At 54.7% G+C, this 23,893-nt stretch carries 18 protein-coding genes; 12 read left to right on the forward strand and 6 right to left on the reverse strand.

Going from position 1 to position 23,893, the window contains the following annotated elements:
• Together Pr1d_RS21080 and proS are read right to left on the reverse strand one after the other, a co-directional pair.
• Positions 1 to 543 carry a DUF4416 family protein gene (locus tag Pr1d_RS21080; protein ID WP_148075374.1) on the reverse strand — a complete coding sequence of 181 codons (543 nt, stop codon included), beginning with the start codon at positions 541 to 543 and terminating at the stop codon, positions 1 to 3.
• An 83-nt stretch (positions 544 to 626) separates the two neighbouring features.
• Positions 627 to 2,132 (reverse strand): proline--tRNA ligase, encoded by a 1,506-nt coding sequence (proS, locus tag Pr1d_RS21085; protein WP_148075375.1) that lies wholly within the window; start codon positions 2,130 to 2,132, stop codon positions 627 to 629.
• Positions 2,133 to 2,374: 242 nt separating this feature from the next.
• Between proS and Pr1d_RS21090 the strand changes: the two genes are divergently transcribed.
• The 9 genes from Pr1d_RS21090 (at position 2,375) to Pr1d_RS21130 (ending at position 13,388) form a co-directional block, all read left to right on the forward strand.
• Positions 2,375 to 3,355, forward strand: coding sequence for a 3'-5' exoribonuclease YhaM family protein (locus Pr1d_RS21090; RefSeq protein WP_148075376.1), 981 nt, complete (start codon positions 2,375 to 2,377; stop codon positions 3,353 to 3,355).
• Positions 3,356 to 4,092: 737 nt separating this feature from the next.
• On the forward strand, positions 4,093 to 6,354 hold the full coding sequence (gene rnr / locus Pr1d_RS21095; protein WP_148075377.1) for a ribonuclease R: 2,262 nt from the start codon (positions 4,093 to 4,095) through the stop codon (positions 6,352 to 6,354).
• A gap of 90 nt (positions 6,355 to 6,444) precedes the next feature.
• Complete coding sequence (gcvT, locus tag Pr1d_RS21100; protein ID WP_148075378.1) at positions 6,445 to 7,566, forward strand: glycine cleavage system aminomethyltransferase GcvT; 1,122 nt, start codon at positions 6,445 to 6,447, stop codon at positions 7,564 to 7,566.
• A gap of 110 nt (positions 7,567 to 7,676) precedes the next feature.
• A complete protein-coding gene (gene gcvH, locus Pr1d_RS21105; RefSeq protein WP_148075379.1) occupies positions 7,677 to 8,072 on the forward strand; it encodes a glycine cleavage system protein GcvH in 396 nt (131 codons plus the stop codon).
• A gap of 78 nt (positions 8,073 to 8,150) precedes the next feature.
• Positions 8,151 to 9,524, forward strand: a complete 1,374-nt coding sequence (gene gcvPA, locus Pr1d_RS21110) for an aminomethyl-transferring glycine dehydrogenase subunit GcvPA (RefSeq protein ID WP_148075380.1) — start codon at positions 8,151 to 8,153, stop codon at positions 9,522 to 9,524.
• Between the two features lie 10 nt (positions 9,525 to 9,534).
• Positions 9,535 to 11,082, forward strand: coding sequence for an aminomethyl-transferring glycine dehydrogenase subunit GcvPB (gene gcvPB, locus Pr1d_RS21115; protein WP_148075381.1), 1,548 nt, complete (start codon positions 9,535 to 9,537; stop codon positions 11,080 to 11,082).
• A gap of 8 nt (positions 11,083 to 11,090) precedes the next feature.
• Positions 11,091 to 11,879 carry a lipoate--protein ligase family protein gene (locus tag Pr1d_RS21120; protein ID WP_148075382.1) on the forward strand — a complete coding sequence of 263 codons (789 nt, stop codon included), beginning with the start codon at positions 11,091 to 11,093 and terminating at the stop codon, positions 11,877 to 11,879.
• Positions 11,880 to 12,162: 283 nt separating this feature from the next.
• Positions 12,163 to 13,008, forward strand: a complete 846-nt coding sequence (locus Pr1d_RS21125; protein ID WP_168205394.1) for an FHA domain-containing protein — start codon at positions 12,163 to 12,165, stop codon at positions 13,006 to 13,008.
• Positions 13,009 to 13,136: 128 nt separating this feature from the next.
• On the forward strand, positions 13,137 to 13,388 hold the full coding sequence (locus Pr1d_RS21130) for a hypothetical protein (protein ID WP_148075384.1): 252 nt from the start codon (positions 13,137 to 13,139) through the stop codon (positions 13,386 to 13,388).
• A gap of 58 nt (positions 13,389 to 13,446) precedes the next feature.
• On the opposite strand, the gene Pr1d_RS21135 is transcribed toward Pr1d_RS21130, so the two are convergent.
• Positions 13,447 to 13,929, reverse strand: coding sequence for a hypothetical protein (locus Pr1d_RS21135; RefSeq protein WP_238476556.1), 483 nt, complete (start codon positions 13,927 to 13,929; stop codon positions 13,447 to 13,449).
• 339 nt (positions 13,930 to 14,268) lie between these two features.
• Between Pr1d_RS21135 and Pr1d_RS21140 the strand changes: the two genes are divergently transcribed.
• Positions 14,269 to 14,994 (forward strand): tetratricopeptide repeat protein, encoded by a 726-nt coding sequence (locus tag Pr1d_RS21140; RefSeq protein ID WP_148075385.1) that lies wholly within the window; start codon positions 14,269 to 14,271, stop codon positions 14,992 to 14,994.
• A 7-nt stretch (positions 14,995 to 15,001) separates the two neighbouring features.
• Here Pr1d_RS21140 and nadB read toward each other — a convergent pair whose 3' ends face one another.
• Positions 15,002 to 16,618: an L-aspartate oxidase gene (gene nadB / locus Pr1d_RS21145; RefSeq protein WP_148075386.1), complete on the reverse strand. Its 1,617-nt coding sequence runs from the start codon at positions 16,616 to 16,618 to the stop codon at positions 15,002 to 15,004.
• A gap of 51 nt (positions 16,619 to 16,669) precedes the next feature.
• Entirely contained in the window at positions 16,670 to 20,023 is a 3,354-nt protein-coding gene (locus Pr1d_RS21150; RefSeq protein ID WP_148075387.1) for a putative sodium/potassium/calcium exchanger, read from the reverse strand.
• Between the two features lie 285 nt (positions 20,024 to 20,308).
• Here Pr1d_RS21150 and Pr1d_RS21155 point away from each other — a divergent pair, with 285 nt between their 5' ends.
• A complete protein-coding gene (locus Pr1d_RS21155) occupies positions 20,309 to 20,791 on the forward strand; it encodes a transposase (protein WP_148075388.1) in 483 nt (160 codons plus the stop codon).
• Positions 20,792 to 20,908: 117 nt separating this feature from the next.
• On the opposite strand, the gene Pr1d_RS21160 is transcribed toward Pr1d_RS21155, so the two are convergent.
• Positions 20,909 to 22,459: a DUF7453 family protein gene (locus Pr1d_RS21160; RefSeq protein ID WP_148075389.1), complete on the reverse strand. Its 1,551-nt coding sequence runs from the start codon at positions 22,457 to 22,459 to the stop codon at positions 20,909 to 20,911.
• A gap of 290 nt (positions 22,460 to 22,749) precedes the next feature.
• On the opposite strand from Pr1d_RS21160, the gene lpxK reads away from it, so the two are divergent.
• Positions 22,750 to 23,805: a tetraacyldisaccharide 4'-kinase gene (gene lpxK / locus Pr1d_RS21165; protein WP_148075390.1), complete on the forward strand. Its 1,056-nt coding sequence runs from the start codon at positions 22,750 to 22,752 to the stop codon at positions 23,803 to 23,805.
• Positions 23,806 to 23,893: the final 88 nt, after the last annotated feature.

Below are 23,893 nucleotides of genomic sequence, written 5' to 3' on the forward strand. Positions count from 1 at the left end.
TCAATTTCCAGTCAACGGATTCTCTCGCAACAAATTGCGACTCTCTGTAAAGAACTCCTGAAAGTCATCGCGTTGATAGTCGGGGTAGGTCCAGTCGAATGCATGCCAGGACTTCGCACGAAAACTCAGTGTCACTTCAGCATAGATCCCATCGGCAAGATAGATGCGATGGGCGTGGTCTTTGGTCGAGGCAAGCACCAGTTTGGCGAGGGTGAGATAACCAGGATCGAGATTGAGAGGCCTCGGCTCAGGATGTCCAGCCGATGCGGTATATTCAGCTTCCCATTCGTTCGTGAGTCTCTTGATCGCCGACAAATCGCCAGGATCGATGGGCGCGGCGGATACGATAAACTGCTTTTTCAGTTCGGTCCCCATCGTGGAAGTATAGTAATCCGTCTCTGTGAAATCGAATGCAGGGCTCGTCGCACCGGCAGGACCGAACGCGGTCGTGATTTTCTCGCGAGCCCATTCAAGGGCCGCATCGTAGCGACTGCTGATCGCTATGAGTAACAGAACCGGCTTGGGGGAGGAGATGTTGCCCATGTAATAATTTTCTCGAATCGCGTAACGGTTCGGCTAAGGGGATAGGAATAAGCCTCAGCCGGAGGGCCACTGCCCTCCGAAATTCAATATGCTCTAGCAAATACCCCCCGACGCTCACTCGCCTCTCCAGTGAAGATACACTTCCCCGATTCCGTTTGCGCATCAAGTGGCACGCACCGTACCGTGCATTTGAGTTCTTTCAGTTTCGCTTCCATCGTGGGGCTATCGACAAAATGGCAATGCGCCAATCCACCTGGAGCTCTCTCAGCGAAGTACTCCTCAAATTCTTCGAGTGAATCAATCTCAACGGTCGCCTCATTCCTCAAAGCTACTGCACGATCGAAGAGTGCCTGCTGGATTTCGGCAAGACGGTTGGCCACGGTGCCCACAACCTCGTCACGCGGGATAGCCTCACCCTTGCCTTCGATATCGCGGCGTTTGACGAATACCTTATCGTCAGCAATATCTCGGGGGCCAATCTCCATAATCAGTGGTACACCCCGTTTAATCCACTGCCACCGCTTGTCACCACCACGCAGGTCACGATCGTCAATCCGCACTCGAACCGTCTCAAAAGCATATTGCTGGGAAGCCAACTCCTCTTTCAGAGTCTCGCAATACGGCATGACATTGGCACGCTCCTCGTCGTTACGATACACTGGCAGAATCACTACCTGGGCGGGGGCCAGTTTTGGCGGCAACACTAACCCATCATCGTCGGAGTGGGTCATAATCAACCCACCCACAAGCCGGGTCGACACACCCCATGAAGTTGTCCAAGCGAACTGCAACTCGCCGTCCACGTTCTGAAATTTGATCTCCTGAGCCTTCGCAAAATTCTGTCCTAAGAAATGCGACGTCCCCGCCTGCAGGGCTTTTCGGTCTTGCATCAGGGCCTCAATGCTGTAGGTGGCCACCGCACCGGGGAACCGTTCACCGGCAGTTTTCTCACCTTTAATCACCGGCATCGCCATCACCCCTTCGGCAAATTCCGCGTACACCTCAAGCATCTGCCGAGTTTCGGCGAGAGCCTCATCCTCGCTTGCATGCACCGTATGCCCCTCCTGCCAGAGAAACTCGGTGGTGCGGAGGAACATCCGAGTGCGCAATTCCCAGCGGACGACATTGGCCCATTGATTGATAAGAATCGGCAAGTCGCGATACGACTGCACCCAACGGGCAAAAGTGGCACCGATGATCGTCTCACTTGTTGGCCGGACGATCAACGGCTCTTCTAGCTTGGCGCTTGGTGCCGGTTGAAGCCCACCCTGGCCGTCGGGCTCCAGACGGTGGTGCGTCACGACCGCGCATTCTTTGGCAAAGCCCTCGACGTGCTCAGCTTCTTTCTCCAAAAAACTCATCGGGATAAACAAGGGGAAATAGGCATTCTCATGGCCGGTGGCCTTGAACATCGCATCGAGCTGCCGTTGGATGTTTTCCCATATGGCATAACCCCAAGGCTTGATGACCATGCAGCCACGAACGTCGGAGTTCTCGGCAAGATCGGCCGCCTTGACGACTTGCTGATACCACTCGGGGTAATTCTCAGCGCGGGTGGGTGTAATCGCAGTTTTCGGTGCTTTGGGCATAGTGTTAAGTAGAACTTGTGTCTAAGAAATAGCCGCGACTCAACGAGTCGCAGGGAAAACATCAACAAATCAGGGTCACATTCTAGTCGAATCCCCACTGGGAGAGAATCGCAGCAGAAATATTGCGGATCTGATGGCACCAGCGAGTCGGGCGAAAATGTGCTAAGATGTTGCGTTTGGCCAGGCGATGCGTTGCATCATCGGCTATTCACGAACCACTTGCCACAAGCAACCACTCACCTATGTCCTCAGATTCTCGACGCTTTGTCAGCCAGCTTGCTCACAACGAGCCAGTCAGTCAGGTATTTCTGGCTTCCGACAAGCAACTTCGACCTAACCGCAATGGCAACCTCTATCTACAAGTGGATCTCTCCGACCGTAGCGGTTCAGTCAACACCCGCATGTGGAATGCCACAGACAACGACTACAAGGCATTCGACAATGGCGATTACGTTCACGTGGAGGGTGCAACGCAGTTGTTTCAGGGCAACATGCAGCTCATCGCCACGCGCATCCGCAAGGCCCGGCCAGATGAACTCGATGAAGGAGATTTCATCACCCTTCAATCGGCCGATATAGAGAAGATGCGCACGCGTCTCACCGAGATCCTGGAACAGATTCAATCGACGCCACTAACGAGGCTCGCCAAGGGTTTTCTCAAAGACGATGCCTTTATGGACAAGTTCTGCCGCGCGCCAGCCGGCATGAAAAACCACCATGCTTACCAAGGTGGTCTGTTAGAACATGTGTTGAGTTTGATGGAACTGGTACTGGCGGTCGCACCCAAGTATCCCCAGCTCTCGCAAGACAAACTTCTAATGGGCGCGTTTCTCCATGACGCCGCCAAGACGGACGAGCTTTTCTACGATCGCGATATTGGCTACACCGATGCCGGACAACTGCTAGGCCACATGGTGATCGGCGTTTCGATGCTCGACGAAAAAGTGCGGCAAATCGTTCAGCAGGACGGCCAGCCATTTCCCGAGCGACTGCTCATCGAACTCAAGCACCTAATTATCAGCCACCATGGGGAATACGAATACGGCAGTCCAAAACTACCTATGACCCTTGAGGCGATCGTGCTTCACCTCTTGGACAACCTCGATGCGAAGGTGGCAAGTTTCAGTCAACTGATGGCCGACTGCCCCAACAGCGAAAGTAACTGGACGCAATACTTCTCACAGATCGGCCGGAAGCTGTTCAAGCCGGAAAAGGAGGATTGAGGGCAGAATGCTCGTAGCTAGATAAGTCAGAATAGACCTAGCTTGAATATGAGGTAAAATAGAGAGGCGTTAGATCATACTTTCAATCATAGTTTCTTGAACTCATGGACAAACATCGTCTCGACAAGACTGCTATTCGACTAGTACCTCTGGAAGAAGAGGGAGACGACCGCGCCTTCTGGGCCACCAAGACTCCGACGGAACGTTTGGCCGCCTTGGAGTGTCTTAGAAGAGCTGTTTACGGAAACGAATTGTGTGAGGCAAAAATGCTGAGGGTGATTCGGGTTATTGACTGCCCATGGAGTACGAGCACTTCCTGAGCGATTTCCGAAACTACACGTTATCGATCCACATGATGTGAAGTAATCAATAGATGCCGAACAGAATATTATTATTGTTCGTCTTCCTTTTTTGGACGGGTCTGTGGCTGTTCTGCAAACTCGACAATCTTAGAAAAGGCAAATCATTTTCCGACGGACCTTCACTGATCCTAATTGTCCTTATTTGCTCTATAGTGGCAATTGCATTGGGTATCAGTTTGAACTACTTCATGCCTTGGCTAGGAACGATGGCCATCGCTGTGATTCATTTAATCTGGGTTATTTTATCTATGTATTTAATAAGGAAGCCTGATCAAAATGGCAAATTAAGCAGATGACCTTCCAGCGACTCGTTGAGTCGCGGCTAACTCGTATTCTAACTTGACCTTCCACCAGATACTCACCCCCCTCCCCTTTATGCCTGACATCCAAGACGCCATACTCCGTTATGTGACCGACCCCAAGTATCGTCCCATCAAGCCGGCGACCATTGCCAAGCGACTGGGTCTGGAAGGAGATGATGTTGCGCGTACCAAAAAAATCGTTAAGCAACTCGTAAAGCAGGGCAAGCTTGCTTATGGCCCGAGCCACTTGGTCTTCGCCGCCGAGAATGGAGATCTGCAACTGCCGGACAAGAATAAGAAATCCGAGAAAAACCTCGTCGGTACGTTTCGGCGAGCTGAAGGGGGATTTGGCTTTGTCCGGCCCGAAGGTACCCCCGCCGGCACCGGTCGTGATGCCGACATCTTTGTCCCCGCCAATGGAGCGGGCGACGCTGCCAACGGCGACATCGTCCGATTGCGGCTAAGCGGCAAAGTAGGTCGCCAAGGCAAAAGCGAAGGCCGAGTGATCGATGTTGTCGAACGGGCGACCAATCGATTCGTAGGGACCTATCTCGTCGAAGGAGGCATGGGTCTGGTGCAGATCGACGGGAAAGTGTTTTCAAAACCCGTCTTCGTAGGCGACCCCGGTGCGAAGGGTGCCCAACCCGAGGACAAAGTCGTAGTGGAAATGGTCCGCTTCCCCTCGCATGTTCGGGATGGCGAAGGGGTGATAATCGAAATCCTTGGTCAGAGAGGTCAACCCGGGGTCGATACGCTTTCGATTGTTCGTGAGTACAACCTGCCCGGGGAGTTCTCTGAAGCTGCCTTGGAAGATGCCAGGGAACAAGCGGAGTTGTTTGACGAAAACAATCACAAGCACCGCCAGGACATTACTGCCGAGACGGTCATCACCATTGATCCTGCTACGGCTCGCGATTTCGATGACGCAATTTCGCTCACGCGATTGGACAACGGGCACTGGCTTTTAGGGGTTCACATTGCCGACGTGTCGCATTTTGTACGGCCGAAATCGCCCCTGGATCAGGAGGCGCGGGAACGAGCCACCAGCGTCTATCTGCCGGACCAGGTGATCCCCATGCTACCAGAGATCATCTCGAATAACCTCGCCAGCTTGCAGCCCGACAAGGTCCGGTTTGCACTTACGGCACGAATCGAGTTCAGTCCCGAAGGAGTGCGTGTTGGCACCGAAGTGTTCAAGAGTGCGATCAAGAGCTGTCGACGATTTACTTATGAAGAGGTCGACAGCTTCCTTGCGGATCGTACCCTATGGAAAACTAAGCTCACTCCGGAAGTTCATGGCCTCCTCAGCCGCATGCACGAGTTGGCCATGATGCAGAGAGAGAGACGGATGAAGCGAGGTTCTCTCGAACTGAACATGCCTGAATTGGAAATCGATCTCGACAAAGATGGTACCGTGGCGGGTGCTCATGTAGCAGAAAATACGGAGAGCCACCAGATTATCGAAGAGTTCATGCTGGCGGCCAATGAAGCGGTAGCAGAGATGTTGGCCGACAAGGGTTTACATTTCCTTCGCCGTGTGCACGGAGCCCCGGAGCCACGCAAACTTAAGTCGCTCACCGATTTCGTGGGTGAACTAGGCCTCAAGACGGAAAGTCTAGAAAGTCGGTTTGCGCTGCAAGATTTGCTCAACGCTGTGAAGGGAGATTCCCGCGAGCATGCCGTCAACTATGCCGTCCTGCGGTCGATGCAGCGGGCAGTGTACAGTCCCGACGAAGAGGGCCATTTTGCCTTGGCAAGCAAATGCTATTGCCACTTCACCTCACCGATCCGTCGCTACCCTGACTTGACGATCCATCGTCTCGTCGAAGCCGTGAGCCGCGGGAAGAGTCCTGAACAACATCTTGGCGAGTTACTCACACTTGGTGATCATTGTAGCGACCGTGAACAACGGGCAACCGAGGCCGAACGTGAGCTTAAAAAGGTAAAACTTCTGCTCTATCTGCAAGATAAAGTGGGAATGAAGATGGACGGAATTGTCACCGGAGTGGAAAACTTTGGGCTTTTCATTATGGGAACGCATCTCCCCGCCGAAGGCTTCGTCCATATCACGTCCCTAGCCGATGACTATTACAAATTCGATCGCGCCGGACACGTCCTCCGCGGATTCCGCTCAGGCAACACCTATCGACTTGGCGACCCAGTGAAGGTGGCAGTCGCAGCGGTAGACGTCGAGCGGCGAGAACTCGACATGCGACTCTTGGAGAAAACGGGGGGCAGCGCCGCTGGCAGCGCCGCGAAGCACAAGCCCGATAAGAAAACTCGCCAGCAAAAGCCCCGCAAGGGCAAGGGGAAAGCAAAGCGAAAGCGAAAGTAGCCACGAGTACTTCCCTGCCTCGCCCCCTGGCAGGTCCGTGATAAACCGGTAGAATACGGCTTCCCACCGGACTCTTGAACGGATTTTGTCATGTCTACGAACAATCAACTGGCTCACACTCCCCTCTTTGATTGGCACAGTGCGCATGGTGGGCGCATGGTCGAGTTCTCGGGCTGGTCAATGCCCGTGCAATACACCAGCATCGTGGAGGAACACCAGGCAACCCGTACTGCCGTCGGCCTATTCGACATTTCGCATATGGGCCGCGTGCTGGTCAATGGGCCTGATGCCGCGAAATATCTCGACCACTTGTTAACGCGGTCGGTCGTGGATATGAAGCCCCACCAGATTCGCTACTCGCTCGTTTGCAATGAAGCGGGAGGAATTCTCGATGATGTGCTTTGCTATCGGGTGACGCTAGAGAATGGCGAGCATTCGGGCTATGGCCTTGTCGTGAATGCAGGCAACCGCCAGAAAATACTCGCCTGGATGGAAAACCAACAAGCCGACTTCGATGTCAAACTCGAAGACATTACTACAGCCTACGGCATGTTTGCCATGCAAGGTCCGCGGGCGATCGAGATTTTTGATCCACACACTTCCTGTGAACTGACCTCCATGCGTTATTACACAGGGCAAGTGGCCCAAGTCTGCGGCGTCGAATGTTTTGTGAGCCGCACGGGCTACACGGGTGAAGACGGTTGCGAGATCGTTTGCCCTTCGGAGCAGCTTCCGGCGGTGTGGGAACAACTGATCACCTCAGCCTCTGCCGTGGGGGGCCGTGCTGTCGGATTGGGGGCGCGCGACACGTTGCGTCTCGAAGCGGGGATGCCCCTTTATGGACATGAGCTCGACGAGTCAACCAACCCGATTCAGGCGGGACTCGATTTTGCGGTTAACCTACGCGACCGAGAATTCATTGGCCGCGAAGCGATTGTTGGATTCCAGCGTGACCACAAACAATCGGTTCGCGTTGGAATCCAAATGGAGGGCAAGCGAGTCGCCCGCGAGGGGGCGACTGTACTGCTCGGGGACCAACAAGCAGGGAATGTCACCAGCGGGACGTTCTCTCCAACCTTTAATCATCCCATCGCGATGGCGTATGTATGCACCTCGGCAGCCGCACCAGGAACGCCGTTGGCTGTCGATATACGTGGTCAAGAGCATCCCGCACAGGTTGTTCCCCTACCCTTCTATGAGCGAGGGAAGTAGGTGAAGATTGAGAGTTGAGAGTAAAAAAAAGATGACGGCGGCACGCACTTCAGTGCGTCTGCGAACCAACTACAACATCAGTATTTATTAGCGTCTGGGGAGACAGTATTGTGAAGCAAGAAGAATTGCACTACGCGAAGACCCACGAATGGGTTGCCGTTGCCGAAGAAGGGGGCGCTCAAATCGCCACGGTCGGAATCTCAGCGTTTGCCGTCGAAGCACTCACCGACTTGGTGTTCATCGAACTGCCTGCCGTCGGCAAACAGGTAGAAGCCGAACAACCCTTTTGTGAGGTGGAATCCGTCAAGGCCGTTAGCGATATCTATGCCCCCGTCGATGGCGAAGTGGTCGCAGTGAACACAGCCCTGCCCGATGCGCTAGAAACGCTAAGCAGCGATCCCTATGGCGCAGGTTGGATCGCCAAGATCAAAATTACTAACGATGCAGGCTTGGCTAACCTACTCGACTACGCCGCGTATCAGAAACAATGCGAAGAGGAGAATTAAGTGAACAATGTTCAATGACCAATGCTCAATGGGAATTCCTTGGTCATTGGTCATTGCAAATTGGTTCTTCCCCCAATTATGCCCTACCACTACAACACTCCTGAAGACAAGCAGGCCATGCTCGCGGCAATTGGTGCCGAGTCCGTGGACGTACTGTTTGATGCGATTCCCTCCGAGCTAAAGCTCGACCGCCCTCTGGATCTGCCTCCTGCTTTGTCGGAGATGGAACTTGATCAGCACATGCGTGAATTGGCTTCGCACAACACACCGGCTGGCGAAGCGGTCTGCTTCCTTGGTGCGGGGAGCTACGACCATTTTATCCCTGCAGTGGTTGACACGATCGGCTCACGAAGCGAGTTCTACACTTCCTACACCCCCTATCAGGCCGAAGCGAGCCAGGGCAACTTGCAGGTGATGTTCGAATATCAATCGCTCATTTCCGAATTGACTGGTCTCGACGTCTCCAATGCCAGCCTCTACGACGGTGCGAGCGCCGCGGCTGAAGCAGTGCTGATGGCCATCAGCGCGACCGGTCGGCATGGCAAAGTTATCGTGCCTGAGTCTCTGCACCCCGAATACCGCGCCACCATTGCAACCTACTTAGAAAATCTCGAAACCGACCTGGTCACGATTCCCACTCCAGGAGGCGTCGTCGATCCGGAAACTCTGGCCGAGGCCATCGATGAAGCCACCGCTGCAGTCGTCCTCCAACAACCCAACTTCTTTGGCTGTGTCGAAGATCCGGATGCCGTGAGCAAGATTGCCAAGGGTGCGGGGGCACTCCTAATCGCTGCTTTCGATCCGTTGAGTCTCGGCGTCCTCAAACGTCCGGGGGACTATGGCGCAAACATCGCCGTTGCAGAGGGCCACACGCTTGGCTCGCCGATGGCATACGGCGGTCCTTACTTGGGGATCATGGCCTGTGAAAAAAGCCTGGTTCGTCGCATGCCGGGTCGCATTGCCGGACAAACGGTCGACCGCCGCGGCAACACTTGCTATGTACTCACCATGCAGACACGCGAGCAGCACATCCGCCGCGAGAAAGCCACGAGCAACGTTTGCACGAATCAGGGGCTGTTCGCTCTGCGGGCAACTGTCTATCTTGCCCAGCTAGGACCGCAAGGCCTGCGCGAAACAGCAAGCCTCTGCTTGCAGAAGTCCCGCTATGCTGCAGAGCAACTTTGTCTGCTCGAACGATTTTCTTTGGCGTTTGACGAACCGACTTTCAAAGAATTCGTTATTCGCGATACGGAGAATCGTGTGGAAGAGTTATTGAATTTTGGACTCGACAAGGGATACTTGGCTGGCCTGCCGCTGGGAAGATGGTACCCAGAACTTGCGGACTGCTTCCTCGTCGCGGTAACAGAGAAACGAACGAAGGCGGAAATCGATGGATTAGTTACAACGCTCGCAAATGCATCTACGCTCACTTCGATACCAGCCACCGCATAGAAAAAGACACATGCGAAATAACCGCGATACTCAACTCTTGTGCGAACTCTCCAAACCAGGTCGCCGGGCCGCGAGACTGCCTGCCTGTGATGTGCCGGAGCGCGAGATCGCTGATTTGCTGCCCGCTGAATCAATTGCACCGAAGCCCCCTGCCCTGCCGGAGGTTACCGAGCCGCAAATCGTGCGGCATTTTGTGAACCTCTCGACGATGAATATGTCGGTCGATACGCATTTCTATCCGCTGGGAAGTTGCACGATGAAGTACAATCCCAAGCGAAATGAACGAGCGGCGGCGATGCCGGGGTTTGCCGACTTGCATCCCTGCCAACCGGAGCAGTCCATCCAAGGAATGCTCGCCTTGCTCTATGAGATGCAAGAATACTTCAAAGAGATTTCGGGGCTCGATGCTTGTAGTTTACAACCTGCGGCCGGTGCCCATGGTGAATTGACTGCCCTCTTGGTGGCTGCAGCTTATTTTCGAGACAACGGCGAAAAACGCACCAAAGTGCTCGTCCCCGACAATGCCCATGGGACCAACCCCGCAAGCGCCGCGATGGCGGGATACAAATCGATCACAGTAAAAACCACCTCGGACGGTTTCGTCGATATGGCCGATCTGGCTGCTAAGCTAGACGATGAAGTAGCCGTCATGATGATCACCAACCCCAGTACACTTGGGCTGTTCGAGCCCCACATGCGCGAGATCGCCGATCAGGTCCACGCACGCGGAGGCCTGATCTATCTCGACGGTGCCAACATGAACGCCATCCTGGGAATCACGCGCCCAGGAGATTGGGGTGCCGACATGCAGCACTACAACCCCCACAAAACATTCAGTGGCCCCCACGGTGGCGGCGGCCCCGGCGCCGGCCCGATCTGCGTCACTGACAAGCTTGCGCCGTACTTGCCGACGCCGATAGTCAGGAAAGGTGGGAGTGGAGGGTCGAGTGTTGAGAACCGGAAGGGAACCGGTAAACTCAATCCTTCACTCAACGCTCAACACTCAACACTCAACTCGCACTACTCTCTCGATTTCGACATGCCAAAAACTATTGGTCGCGTACGCTCCTTCTTTGGCAATGTCGGAGTCTTGGTGCGGGCCTACGCCTATATTCGCACACATGGTCCGGATGGCTTGCGCGCAGTTTCTGAGAATGCGGTCCTCAACGCCAATTATTTACTCAGTCGTGTAAAACACATCTTGCCGGTTCCCCAGGGGAATCGCTGCATGCACGAATTTGTCGCTTCTGCCAACACGCTGAAAAAAGAAAAAGGGATCACGGCGATGGACATCGCCAAACGACTCTTGGACTACGGCTTCCATGCTCCGACAGTGTACTTTCCGTTAACTGTTCCCGAGGCGATGATGTGCGAACCAACTGAGTCAGAAAGCAAAGAATCCCTCGATGCTTTCGCCGAGGTACTGTTCCGGATCACGGAGGAAGATGCTGATTTGCTGCATGACGCACCGCACACCACTTCTGTGAGTCGACCCGATGAGGTCCGTGCAGCCCGCCAACCGGTGCTGACCTGGGCGGCACTGGTTGAGGCCAACTGAGTCATCTTGTGAGTGATGCACATCCTGGTCAGTTGATCTTGGACCCCCCCGGCGACGGTGCCTGGAACATGGCCGTGGATGAGGCGCTACTGCACCTCGCCGCTGAGGAGGGAATTGCCACTTTACGATTCTACCAGTGGCAAGAACCAACGCTCTCGCTGGGTTACTTTCAACAGTTCTCCGACCGCCACCAGCATCCTGCAAGTCTCTCAGCAACCGTGGTGCGCAGGCAAAGTGGCGGGGGAGCAATTCTGCATGACCAGGAATTGACCTACAGCATTTCACTTCCTGCGACGCATCCCTTCGCCAAGAACGCTCAATCTCTGTACGACTCCGTTCATACGATATTGGTATCCATTTTGAAGAGGCATCTATCAAACGCGAGTCAAATTCGCCTATGGGAGAAGGCAATAACTCTCGGCGAGGACGAGCCCTTTCTTTGTTTCCAACGCCGCGCATTGGGAGATATCGTTCTCGACACTTCACTAGCGACTTCCCAACAGGTGGCAACGCACAAAATCGTCGGCTCTGCGCAGCGCCGCAACCGGGGAGCTGTCCTGCAGCATGGCAGCATCTTGCTCGATAATTCGCCGCACAGTCCCGAGCTTCCTGGCGTCAACGATCTCTGCGGATCCACTCTCTCGGCAATCGGGCTTACGGAAGAATTGCGGGATATATTGCCTCCAGCCTTGGCTCTAAGTTGTTTGCACGTCGAAATTAACCGAAAAGTACACACCTTGGCGGAGCGATGGTATAATGAGAAATACGGAAGGGCACAGTGGACGACAAGACGTTAAGCGCGCGTTGCCCACTATGCCGATGATGTTTTTGTCGACTCTTGGTAAGAAGCATACTTCTTTTCCAATGAGAAGCTTAAGTAGCCTCACCCCTCTTGCGAGGGGTTATCCAAGAGTTGGCATGGATTAAAATTCCCTGAGTCATCAGATCATTATTCATAGAATATTTCATATTGGTCTCATGACTTGCTCGTGATATCCTGCGTTTATTAAGGGGTCCTGGGGGGGAGTTACCTTATTCGCGCGTTTTGCTGCTTTGGTATGCGAAATGCGGAGGATCAAGGTGTCTTCGTTCCAGCCCTCGATGGTTTGCTCTGAGGTAGAGATTGCCACGGCTTTCTCTTCACTTGAGCGACAGACTTTTTACTTCGGGCTTTGCCACTTTAGGTGGCCACGGACAGGTGGGGCAATGGACGTTATTCTCAAAGTTATGAAAGGCGCTAAGGCCGGCGCTAAGATTGCCGTCAAGAAGGATGAATTCTTGATCGGTCGTAGCCCCGAGTGCAATCTCTGCTCGGGGAGCACTTCGATTAGCCGCAAACACTGCGCGATCCGGCGCAGTGGTACCAAAGTTACAATCAAAGACATGGGCAGCCGCAATGGGACGCTAGTCAACGGTACAAAAATCACTGAAGAAGTAGAACTGTCCTCCGGTGATACACTTAACATTGGCAATCTTGAATTCTTGGTAACGCTTACCTCTGGCATTAACAACGAAAAGAAACCTCAAGTAAAATCTGTTGCAGAAGCGGCCCAACGAACTGCTACCAAGGCAAGTGGAAGTGATATCGGGGACGACGATATTTCGAAGTGGCTGTTAGAGTCCTCCGATGCCAATGATGGAGTCCTCAGCGAAGAGGCAACCGAAACTCAAACAATTCGACTCGACGACACGAAGGCGAGCGAATTGCGAGATGCTATCAAAGAGATGCGTGCGGAATCTGGTGATGTGATTGATCCTGCTCCAGAGCCAGAAGACCCCGCCTCAGAATCATCCAAAGGTGACGACAAAGGCTCAAAAAAGAAACAAAAACCCGGCAAGCTTCCCCCAATCGATAAGAAAGCTGGTTCCAAGAATAGCGTTGAGGCGGCGGCCGATGCCCTCCGCTCCTGGAGCCGTCGTCGCTAAGTGGTTTCGTCTTTCCATCCTAGCCTTTGGCGGAACCCAATGGTTGAAATCCAAGAACCGTGGGCTTCCGCCGACGGATATTTAAAAGATACCGTGCCTTCCAAAATCCCTTCAATTTTCCACCTGCTATGAAATCTCGCCTCCCCCAAGCTCCTAAGTCAAAAGCTTCGCTCCTTGGCCTGGCCTTCGATGCCGAAGATGATCAGAAGCGAATCACCCGTGGACCCAACTTCTTTCTGGCAGGGGGTTCACAAGACACGCATGGCCGGATGCAAGAAACGGCCATCAAGATTAACGAGCATTTGACTCGCCAAGGAAAAGAAATGGCGGACATTTCGGTCCACGAATTGCGCGATATTGTCAGCGAGATCCACAAATAGAAATTGCGGCTCGCTCGCCACCAGCGCAGACTGGTGACGAGCGAATCCACGTTTTGAATCAGACTGTCTCCATCTCGAATTCTTCTTCAGCAGCAGCTTCATCGGCGGAGACTTCAGCATCTTCCTCAGTCTCAGGACGCACTACGGCCAACTCGGCTGGAGAAAGCTTCACATAGCCCAGGCTTCGAATTACTTCGAGTACTTCGCTGCAAGTCGGAAACATCCGGCCATTCTTGCGCTTGTATTCGTCTAAGGCACTCATGAAGGTGACTTCTTCATCTGAGTAGTCTCGCTCGCATGTGGTCGGGTCGATCTGGCGACGTCGTTGTACTTTGGTCCGACGCTCCAGCTGTGGTGCCGTGCTAGCATCTTCGCAGTTATCTGCCTTGCGACGATCGATCGTTACTTCCTGATCACCGGCTTCTCTCTCGGCATCGATTGCCTTGGGTGACTTGGACTTAGCAGTGCGGCTCTTGGGGGAGGTCTTCGCTTGCTTGGAACTCGATGACTTCTTCGAGGTTTGGCTTGTTTTTGTCGGCATGGGGGAGGTGCTCCTTGTTAGGTAGCCCTGTGGCAGGGCAGGTCACTAAGGGGAAGGGGACGCTAGCAATCATCGGAATGCCGACTGGGCAAAATAGAACAACCACGGAAAATAACCGATTTCCGTAAAGATGACGCTTAGTACGGATATTCCGGCTTGGGGAAACCTTCCGGCCATGACAGCACCATGTGGGAATCTTTCCGTCACAACTGTCAGGATTTGTCTTTTGGGTTGCGTAGACCTGCAGAGACTGCTATTTTTCCGCCCCGTTGAAAGAGTCTCCTGACCAGACAGTCCATCTCATGCTCGAGAGGAACGCGCGACAGTGCGGCACCTATCATGCACCAAACACTCCCTACCTGCTGCTTGCTCATCGTTCCGCTCACGCTGTTGGCCGGCTGTAACAACATGAATTCGCAAGCGCTCAATTCCGAGGGAGTGCGCCTCTACCAGAATGGCAACTACCAACAAGCCGCCAGCCAGTTTCAGCGAGCGATCGCTACCAATCCGCAGTCGGCCAGTGGGTACTACAACCTCGCATCAGCGCTGCATAAGACAGGGAAACTCCAGAACAATCCTCAAGACTTAAAACAAGCTGAGCAATTGTACAATCAATGCCTCGACTACGATCCGAACTATACGGAGTGTTATCGTGGGCTAGCCGTGCTGCTCGCGGAAACGGGTCGGCAAGACGCGTCTTATCGACTCCTGGAAGGCTGGGCGGAGCGGAATCCGCACCTGGCTGACCCTCGCATTGAACTGGCTCGCATGTACGAAGAAAACAACAACCTACCGCAAGCATCAGCGAAGCTGGAAGAAGCAATCACCGTCGATCCCTACAATAGCCGGGCACTCACTGCCTTGGGGCGCTTACGTGAATCCTCGGGAGACACTCAACAGGCTTTGGCAAACTACCAACGCTCATTGTCTCTCAACCATTATCAACCTGCCATCGAAGCCCGTGTCGCTTCGTTGCAAGCTACTCAGGCTGGGGGAGCACCGGTCGTAACGCCTCCCAATGGCACACGTACCGTACAGCAGCCACCGCCGAACACACGGTACTAGCCGATTACTAAGTGCGAACGGGCCGCGTTACACTTAAATGCCGCTGCCAAGTCTCGCCCCCATTCTCGGGGAAATCGCTCCGCAGATGTACCCCTCGGGATTCTTCACGTTCGAGTGCCAACTGAATCATAACCCGAGAGACCAAGAGCATGTTCTGTAGTTCCCAACCTGTCGGGTCGGAGAACTGACGGCTTAAAGCATACTGGCACCAGCCGTCGATGGTCTTCCCGGCGTTTTGCAGATCTCCTCCATCGCGAAGGACTCCTGCGGATCGCCACATCAGGCTCTTAAGCGAGTTGCGGATATCAGCGAGGTCCAGTGGTTCGCCACTTGGCTCACTCTCGGGGTTGCCCAGCGGAATCGCTTGGAAGTTGTCGGGGACCTCCAGCGCGGCTGCAGAAGCAGACTCGCCGGCGTGGGCTCCGTAGACCAAACCTTCGAGTAAGCTATTCGAAGCCAAACGGTTGGCACCATGCAGGCCACTGCTAGTGACTTCCCCAGCAGCCCACAGTCCTGGCAAAGTAGTTGCCCCTTGCTGATCGACCGACAAGCCACCAATCATGTAGTGAGCTCCGGGCCGCACGGGAATACGGTCCTGAGTGACATCGATCCCAAATTCGGCGCAACTTCTGGTGATCCCTGGAAACCGACTCCGCACATGTGCAGAATCAAGTACTGTGAGATCGAGATAAGCACACGGATGGTGCGTCTTATGCATGCGGTCCACGATGGCTTGACTTACCACATCGCGCGGGGCCAATTCTCCTCTCTCATCGTAGCTCGGCATAAACCGCTCGCCATTGGCATCGACCAGTATGGCGCCCTCGCCTCGCACTGCTTCAGTGATTAGCGTGCGACTGCTCCCTGCAATGTAGAGCACCGTGGGATGAAATTGCATAAACTCCATATCGCGGAGCTCCGCCCCGGCACGAAAGGCAATCGCATGGCCATCCCCTGTGGCTACGGGCGGGTTGGTCGTCTCACGATAGATTTGACCGACGCCTCCTGTGCAGAGAATCGTTTGTTTCGCCCACACAAAAGTGCGGCCATGGTTTTGATGCCACACCAATGCCCCGCGACACTGTCCCTCATGGGTCAACAAGTCGATCGTAAACGTGTCCTGCCACATCTGGGCACCAAGCTCTTCGCGGGCCCGCTGAATCATGGCCCGCATGATTTCTTTGCCTGTCGCATCCCCCAAGGCATGTACGATGCGATGATGGCTGTGCCCTCCCTCACGGCCAAGCAAAAGCTCGCCATCCGATTCTTGATCGAACACGGTACCCCACTCGATTAACTGTCGAATGTGTGCAGGAGCCTCACGGATAACCATCTCCACAACCTCTCGATTACAGAGGTCGGCACCCGCAATCAGTGTATCGGTTATGTGGTCTTCAAACCGATCCTCCGGAGCGAGCACCCCAGCTATTCCACCCTGGGCATACGCCGAGTTGGATTCATTCCAACGATCCTTTGTTACCACCAACGCCGACAACCGAGGATCGATCGCCATCGTCGCCCGCAGGCCAGCGATCCCCCCGCCAATGACGAGTACATCAACAAAGTGATGCGGAATCCGTTTGGGATCGAATGAGACGAGGTAACGGGGGATGGACGAGTTCATGCAAGCATTGTGGGGCAAATCGGGAACAATTACCAGCCACCGCTACAACACTCAATCCTTCTCCCCAGATGTCGCCGTTCCTTTGATGTATGCCCGTACTTGGTCGGCATATTCAATTGGCGTTTGCCCACGATAGGAATCCTTCAACTCACGAAGCTTGTCCTGAATGGCTTGCGACTGGTATCCTCGATGTCCGGGGCGTAAGCCGAGGCTGAGGAGGGCATCGTTAAGCTTCTGCTGGGCCTCATCCCCTTCGGGGCCTTCCTGTTCAGCGGCATTTATGAGTCCCTTCCACCGATCGACAAATTTCTTCAAGTCCTCTTTACTCCAGCCAAGTTTGTCTAGCAATTCCTGATCGACATTGTCTTTGCCGAGTTGATCTTCCAATCGGTCGAGTACCAAGTCACTTTGCTGGCGAGCGAACTCCAAATTTGCTTCGTCCCCGGGTTGAAGTTCACCAGCAGGTGGAGGCGAACTCGATCCCCCCGTTCCCCCACCGGGTGGCTGTTGGCCTGCCGTATTCGACGGGTTGGCTTGGTCTGACATTTCCGGTTTGCCTTCGCTGCCCGAAGCCTCGTTGCCGGGATCTTGAGACTCTTCACCGGCGGCAGTTTGTCCCTCTTCGCCACCCGGCTCGCTGCCGCTAGCCTCGGCTGACTCTTTGCTGCCCTCACCCGATTGGTCTTCAGCAGACTCGCCGGTGGGTTTGTCGGAAGCACCGTCGGTTCCGGGTCGGGCGGAATCCTCGCCAGCACCTGGCTCAGCTGCCTGTCCAGCACCATCGTCGGCAGCCGTATTCTCGCCTGCCGCGCCGGTTCCTTCAGAGTCTGCCTGCTGACCAGCGCCTTCTTGACCGCCACCTGAGCGATCTCCCCCCTGCCCTCCTTGGGAATCGGATTCTTTGTTGCCACGTCCTTGGCCGGGGGCTTCTTGATCGTTTTCTTGCGGATCCTGAGAGTCTTCGCCAGGTTTGTCGTTTGGTTTCTTTTCAATTGCATCTGGGGAACCTTGTTCCTCGCCGGGGTTTTCACCCGCCCCAGGATCGCCTTGCTCGCCAGACATTTCTCCGGTCGGAGCCTCTTGTTCTTTGTCGGACTGCTGGGTCTCCATTGGCTGCTCGCTTTGTTCCTCGCCAGCGGGATCCCCGTCCGCCCCTGCGCCCTGCGACTCGCGATCTTGCTCCGCGCCCTCAGATCCAGACTCCCCTTGCTGGGAATCAGATTCCTCCGCATCCGCGGAGTCCGAAGCATCACCAGTTTGATCAGAGTCAGGCGTCCCTTCGCTACCTTCTCCGCCAGGCTGAGTTTCGGCCTCTCCTTCCTGCCCCTCCTGGGACTCACCTTCCTGCGGCTGTCCCCCTTGTTGATCCTGAGAGTTCGCGTCCTCCTCGGCAAAGTGATCAGAAATCCTATCAAAGGCCTCGCCGTCGTCATCTCCCTCGGCAGAGACATCTCCCGGCTGTTGCTGTTCGCTCTGCTCTGAATTCTCGCCGCCGCCACCCTCCTGGTTTTCCTGCTGATCTCCAGACCCCCCTTCTGACTCTTGATTTTCTCCGCCTCCTCCTTCACCACCTAATTGCTGTTCACCTTGGCCTTCGCCTCCTTCACCCTCTGCGCCTTCTCCACCCTCACCTTGCTCGCCTTCTTCACCAGATTCACCTCCAGCACCGCTTGCCTCACCCTGTTCGTCGCCACTCTCACCTCCTTCGCCCTGTTCACCCTCTCCACCTCCTTGACCTTGTTCTTGGCCCTCACCGTTTTGGTTCTGTTGATCGAACTGCGGTGGACCGACGACCCGGATTTTTAGCCGCTCTGTCTCGGCAACATTCGCCTGCGGGCGACGATTGTCCGATGCTGTAGCCCAGTATTCCATAATGTCGCCCGGCTTGAGTTCCAACTCTTCAGGTGTTGCCGTGAAGCTGCCGACAAAGCGTCCTTCATGGTCTGCTTGGAGCAACCCATGATCGAGCATCTTTTTTCCCTCTAATTGGCCCAGGAGTGACACCTTGCTTAGAAGGAAATCTGGATCACGTGCCTCGATCTCGACAGTGAACTGCTGATTCACTGGCACGTCGAGCTGTTCGACTAATTGGCCCTCCTCGTCACGCGGTGCAAGGATTTGAATCTCGGGAGCGTAGTCAGGTGTGACGTCGATTTCGTACTTCGGCGGCAGGTTGTTCGTGCGGCCACTCTCGGTCTTGTAGCGGAGCACATAGCTCTCGTATTTTGGCGTCCGGCGATCTTCCTTGAGTTCCAAAGTGAAATCGGCACTGGCTTTCTCGCCTTGGGACTTCATCGTCAGGTCATGTCGCCCATCAGCTGCGAAATCGACGTGGGCACTGGCGATCTCCTGATTTGCCTGGGCATGAAGAATGACCTTCGTTCCTTCCAGTGCGTGGATGTCACCTGTTCCCTCAACTTCGCGCGACGCAAGTCCCGTGTAGGCAGGAAACTCATAACGAATCCGTTCAACCACAATCGTTGGACGTGCAAAAACCGTCGCCCGATACTTGGACGACCGCGCATCACCTGCCGTGATCCAGTAATCCAAATCTTGCTGCACTCCCCCACCATCGCCGCTGGAGAAACGGTCTGGTATTTTCCCTTCGTAGCGCAAACCACCGGCGGCTGGAGACATCGCAATCACCCGGTCCTCCGCCTGACCATCGAGAGTCGAGTAATGCACTTCGACCGGTTCGTCTTCGTTGAGTCCCAGCACCTCTGCAGAGATCGGCAACGGTTCCCCCCGAGCGAGCGAAGTCTCTCCAGGAGTAACGTCCAAAATCTCCACACGGCTGGGCACCGCGATTTCCGACCATGGCATCAGTACTCGCGATATTGAGGTCGTCAGATTCTTCGGCGAAAGCACACGATACAAAGCACACAGTGCCACCACCGCTACCAGCACGTAACCAAGTCGCAACAGGACCGAACGGTCGACAACTGTATCCATCGACACCTCCGACAATCGCTGAGCCGCCTGGTGTTCAATGGCTTGATAGACTTTTTGTGAGAGTTGTCGCCGGTGCGTGCGGAGCAACAGGAAATTGAGCAAACTGTTTTTCAGCGAGGGAGTATTTCTCTCGATGAGCTGCGCCGCATAAGCAGGGTTGATCGACCGCGACATCAGCGGCCAAAAAGCTCGCCAACTGTACCACCCCACGCCCACCAAAAGCAGGCCGAGCAACACTAGGCGTGCGGTGCCACTCCACCCCCCGGGGATCACCCACTGATCGAGCACCGCGGCGGTCAACAAAAAGGCCAACACGCCGATGACCAGCGTGATAATACCCGCCATCAGGTCGAGCAGTTTGAGCGAGCGGAGAGTACGTCGAATCTGCTCATCTACTAACCGTTCTTCAGCCCGACTCGCAGAGGACGGCGTAGATTCGGTAACACTGGCCATGGCAGTTGGTGATTCTCAAGTTCCTTGGAAAGCAAGCGGGGACTTATTTCATTATAGGGTCCCCGCTCCAGAAATAAGGCCGCTGTCCTGAGATTTTGAAGATACGAAGCCCGGAGGACGTGGTCCTCCGGCTTGGGGGAGCATCGCTTCCCCCCTAGCCGGACCCGCCACGCGGTCCGGGAAAAACGGCATTTCGCCAAAAAACACTTGCACTACAATATGCACATGGGTACAGTACTGGCTTATTGAGTATCTCTCCCCATTTACCTCAGGAAACCCAAAGCCATGCCGTGCTTCCTTTTCACTTGCCACGCACATGGCTCTTGGATGCCCGATCGCGAGCAAGGTTATGTCAAACGGGGCAAGGGCATCTTGCCAACTGATCTACACATGAATCGACTCTATACCGAGTCCATAGTAGAAACCTTTGTGTTGTTCGACAGCAATATGCAAATCGCTTTGATTGAAAGCCTGCTCGAGTCCGCACCGAAACAGAAATTCGAGCTCTACGCGGTTGCGACCGATAGAACTCATGTTCACGCCTTGTTGAGTTGGTGTGACCAACGAAAGGGGACAAAGTTACGCGGTCTAGTGAAAGGTTCCCTGTCTCGCTATCTCAACAAGAAGTCGGAACGTCGCACCTGGCTTGCCGAAAAAGGGAGTTGTAAGCAAGTAAAGCATCGAGGGCATTTCGATCACCTCAAAGTGATTTACTTGCCGATGCATCGAGGGTGGAAGTGGGATCGCGAAAGAGGATTTTATCGTTGAGCAACGCTTGCTGCTAATTCCCGGTGGGCAGTGGCCCTCCGGCTATGGTTTCTAATCTCTTCCCTAGCCGGACCGCCACGCGGTCCGGGACCAACCCAGGAGTGCGAGACATCTCGGCTAGGGCCTCCGGCAATGCAACAGCAAGGTCCCACCGAGCAACAGCAACACTACCGAACTCGGTTCGGGGATCGACCACAACGCGATGCCACTACGGCCGTCGGCAAGATTAAAGGTGTAAGCAACTTGGCCGTGATTGTTAAATCCCTTTTGTGCAAAGCCGACTTGCCTGATAGTACTTCCAAGAAATTCATCATCCACCTGGGCAAGGGGAATGAGGCCCAGCGAATCGTCATAAAAAAAGATGCCTCTACCGAAAGAACTGTAAGAGGCATAAAAAACCATTTGCCCCGCTTCATTGATGGCAGGATCGGTGAACGACAAGAAGTTGCCCGTACCCTTTGGTACGGGCTGCCCTTCGCGTGCTATTTGAACCAGCGAAGCACCATCGCTGCGGAAGATGCCACTATCGTCGGAGAGACCTCCTGTGGTGTCGTTGAGATCGGAATGAAATGCCACCTGCCCCATGTTGTTGAGAGAGGGGAACTGGAAATCGGAAAAGATACCGTTTCCGTTGGGAGCCGATTCTCCCTCACGAACCATCTGGACAATCGTCGATCCATCGCCCAAAAAAATTCCGCGGTCGTCTATTGTCCCTCCACTGGTGCTATCGAGGAAACTGAGAAAAGCCACTTGCCCGGCGTCATTGATTGCGGGAGGTGCGATACTGGAACTGAACAACAAAAAAGTTCCATTGCCATCGGGGGCGTTCTGCCCCTTGCGCGCAATTTCTGTGAGTGACTGGCTATCACTTCGAAAGATACCACTATCGTCACTGTCACCACCGCTCGTGCCTGTGAGCAATCCGACAAAAGCTGACTGACCCGCGTTGTTGAGAGTTGTGTCACTGGGCGAAGCATTGCCGGCGATACGGGAAAAAGTTCCGTTGCCGTCGGGTACCATCTCGCCGTCGCGCACGACCTGGCTCAGCATCGAGCCCATATGGCCATAGATTCCGCTGCCTAGACCATCGAGATCGGAAAGAAATGCTACCTGCCCCGAATCGTTAAGTGCAGGATCTCCTAAATTCTGGTAGACGTTGTTGCCATCAGGTGTCGTCTGACCGGTCCGAACGATCTGGGTCAGCGCGGTACCATCCCCCATGAAGACGGCACGATGGGTTCCTGGATCCGGAGTATGCACTGCTACTGAACTATTGAAAGCCACTTGCCCGGCGTCGTTGAAAGAAAACGCACTGAACAAGGGGTTGGCGAAGGATGACAACGTGTTACTCCCCCCGGGAACGGTTTGGCCTTCACGTACAATTTTTGTCAGCGTTGTGCCATTGCCGTAATAAATACCAGTATCGTCTGCCCCCCCGCCACTGGTACCGGCAAGAAGTGCAGTGAAAGCCACCTGCTCGGCATTGTTAAGGACAACAGAAGAAAAACCACCAGCACGGCCAACACTAAAAACACCATTCCCATCGGGGGCCGGGTCTCCAGTGACGACGATTACCTTGACACCTGCAAGTGCGGGCGAAATGACTAGTCCAATCAGCATCGCTGAGGAGGTCAACAGATGGACTAAGTTCCACGAAGATCGATTCATAATCTCACCTCCAGTTCCGAACAGCCAGCGAGAGAATTCGCCTTAGAAATTCTCTTCTCTCGTTCCCGACAGCAATTATGACCATTTCGCGACGACTTGTCCAGAAAATCTAAGTTAGAACCTGGGGTAGTGGTGAACCCATTTTTCCCAGAGAATCGCTCACAGGTGATCCACTCCGAGAAGCCTAAATAGGCCTACTCTCCTAGCCGGACCGCCACGCGGTCCGGGAATTACTGTCGCTCGTACATTGACCCCGGAGGACGTGGTCCTCCGGCTAAGATTATACCCATATGCTATTCCCCTCTGAATTTCGTGCATTGGTTAGCGGCCAACAGACTGGCCCACGCGCCGCCATACTGCGGGGAGTATTGCGTCTTGCAGAGACTCCTTACACGTTGGCCATGCGCTACCGCAACCATCGCTACGACTCCGGCACTGCGGAGTCCCATGCAGTCAGCGTGCCTGTGATAAGTGTCGGGAATCTGACCCTCGGTGGGACGGGCAAAACTCCTTTGGTCGAATGGTTGGCCCTCAAGTTGGCTGAGTCAGAAAAACGAGTCGCCATTGTGAGCCGAGGCTACGGAAGTGAAGAAGGCAAACCAAACGATGAAGCCTTGGAACTGGCATTGGCGATACCTAACGTGCCGCATATTCAGAACCCCGACCGATTGGCGGCGGCCAAAACCGCCATCGCCGAGCATGCCGCACAAGTTGTCCTACTCGACGACGGTTTCCAACATCGACGCTTGAAGCGCGATCTCGATATCGTACTGCTGGATGCCACCGAGCCCTTTGGTTTCGATCACGTGTTTCCTCGTGGTACTCTGCGTGAACCGGTGAGAGGACTTGCTCGTGCAGACGTAGTGATTCTCAGTCGAGCCGATCTACTGAGCGATACGATGCGTCAAACAATCCGCGCGCGGGTCACCCAATTGGCACCACAGGCAATCTGGTGCGAAGTGCGCCACCACCTCTCTCGGCTCACTAACAGCGATGGCCATCAAGTCGACTCGAACATTCTCTCGGGAAAACGAGCTGCCGCCTTCTGCGGCATTGGCAACCCGGCAGGCTTTCGACATACACTCGACGCGCTTGACTGCAAGAACATCCGCCTGCGCGAGTTCCCCGATCACCACAACTACTCCCGCGAGGACATCGCGGAACTCAGTGCATGGTGCCAAGGCTCCGACATACTGCTCACCACCCGAAAAGACCTGGTCAAAGTAAGCGTGCCTACCCTCGGTGGCATCCCGCTCTGGGCCGTAGAAATCGAGATCGATTTTCTCACCGGCCAAGCGGCATTGGAGGAACAACTCTTGTTAGCCGCGATGCGGAGCGCATGTTAGCCGCGATGCGGAGCGCCAGGGCAGCAGAGCGCGTCTTGCCCGGACCGCGCTCTGCTGCGCTGGCGCTGCGCATTGCGGCTAACGTGAC

The organism is Bythopirellula goksoeyrii, assembly GCF_008065115.1.
GTDB lineage: Bacteria > Planctomycetota > Planctomycetia > Pirellulales > Lacipirellulaceae > Bythopirellula > Bythopirellula goksoeyrii.

Bases quoted from the DNA above. Each gene is read 5' to 3' on its own strand.
- Pr1d_RS21080 (WP_148075374.1), bottom strand. From the start codon at position 543: ATGGGCAACATCTCCTCCCCCAAGCCGGTTCTGTTACTCATAGCGATC.
- proS (WP_148075375.1), bottom strand. From the start codon at position 2,132: ATGCCCAAAGCACCGAAAACTGCGATTACACCCACCCGCGCTGAGAAT.
- Pr1d_RS21090 (WP_148075376.1), top strand. From the start codon at position 2,375: ATGTCCTCAGATTCTCGACGCTTTGTCAGCCAGCTTGCTCACAACGAG.
- rnr (WP_148075377.1), top strand. From the start codon at position 4,093: ATGCCTGACATCCAAGACGCCATACTCCGTTATGTGACCGACCCCAAG.
- gcvT (WP_148075378.1), top strand. From the start codon at position 6,445: ATGTCTACGAACAATCAACTGGCTCACACTCCCCTCTTTGATTGGCAC.
- gcvPA (WP_148075380.1), top strand. From the start codon at position 8,151: ATGCCCTACCACTACAACACTCCTGAAGACAAGCAGGCCATGCTCGCG.
- gcvPB (WP_148075381.1), top strand. From the start codon at position 9,535: ATGCGAAATAACCGCGATACTCAACTCTTGTGCGAACTCTCCAAACCA.
- Pr1d_RS21130 (WP_148075384.1), top strand. From the start codon at position 13,137: ATGAAATCTCGCCTCCCCCAAGCTCCTAAGTCAAAAGCTTCGCTCCTT.
- Pr1d_RS21135 (WP_238476556.1), bottom strand. From the start codon at position 13,929: ATGCCGACAAAAACAAGCCAAACCTCGAAGAAGTCATCGAGTTCCAAG.
- Pr1d_RS21140 (WP_148075385.1), top strand. From the start codon at position 14,269: ATGCACCAAACACTCCCTACCTGCTGCTTGCTCATCGTTCCGCTCACG.
- nadB (WP_148075386.1), bottom strand. From the start codon at position 16,618: ATGAACTCGTCCATCCCCCGTTACCTCGTCTCATTCGATCCCAAACGG.
- Pr1d_RS21150 (WP_148075387.1), bottom strand. From the start codon at position 20,023: ATGGCCAGTGTTACCGAATCTACGCCGTCCTCTGCGAGTCGGGCTGAA.
- Pr1d_RS21155 (WP_148075388.1), top strand. From the start codon at position 20,309: ATGCCGTGCTTCCTTTTCACTTGCCACGCACATGGCTCTTGGATGCCC.
- Pr1d_RS21160 (WP_148075389.1), bottom strand. From the start codon at position 22,459: ATGAATCGATCTTCGTGGAACTTAGTCCATCTGTTGACCTCCTCAGCG.
- lpxK (WP_148075390.1), top strand. From the start codon at position 22,750: ATGCTATTCCCCTCTGAATTTCGTGCATTGGTTAGCGGCCAACAGACT.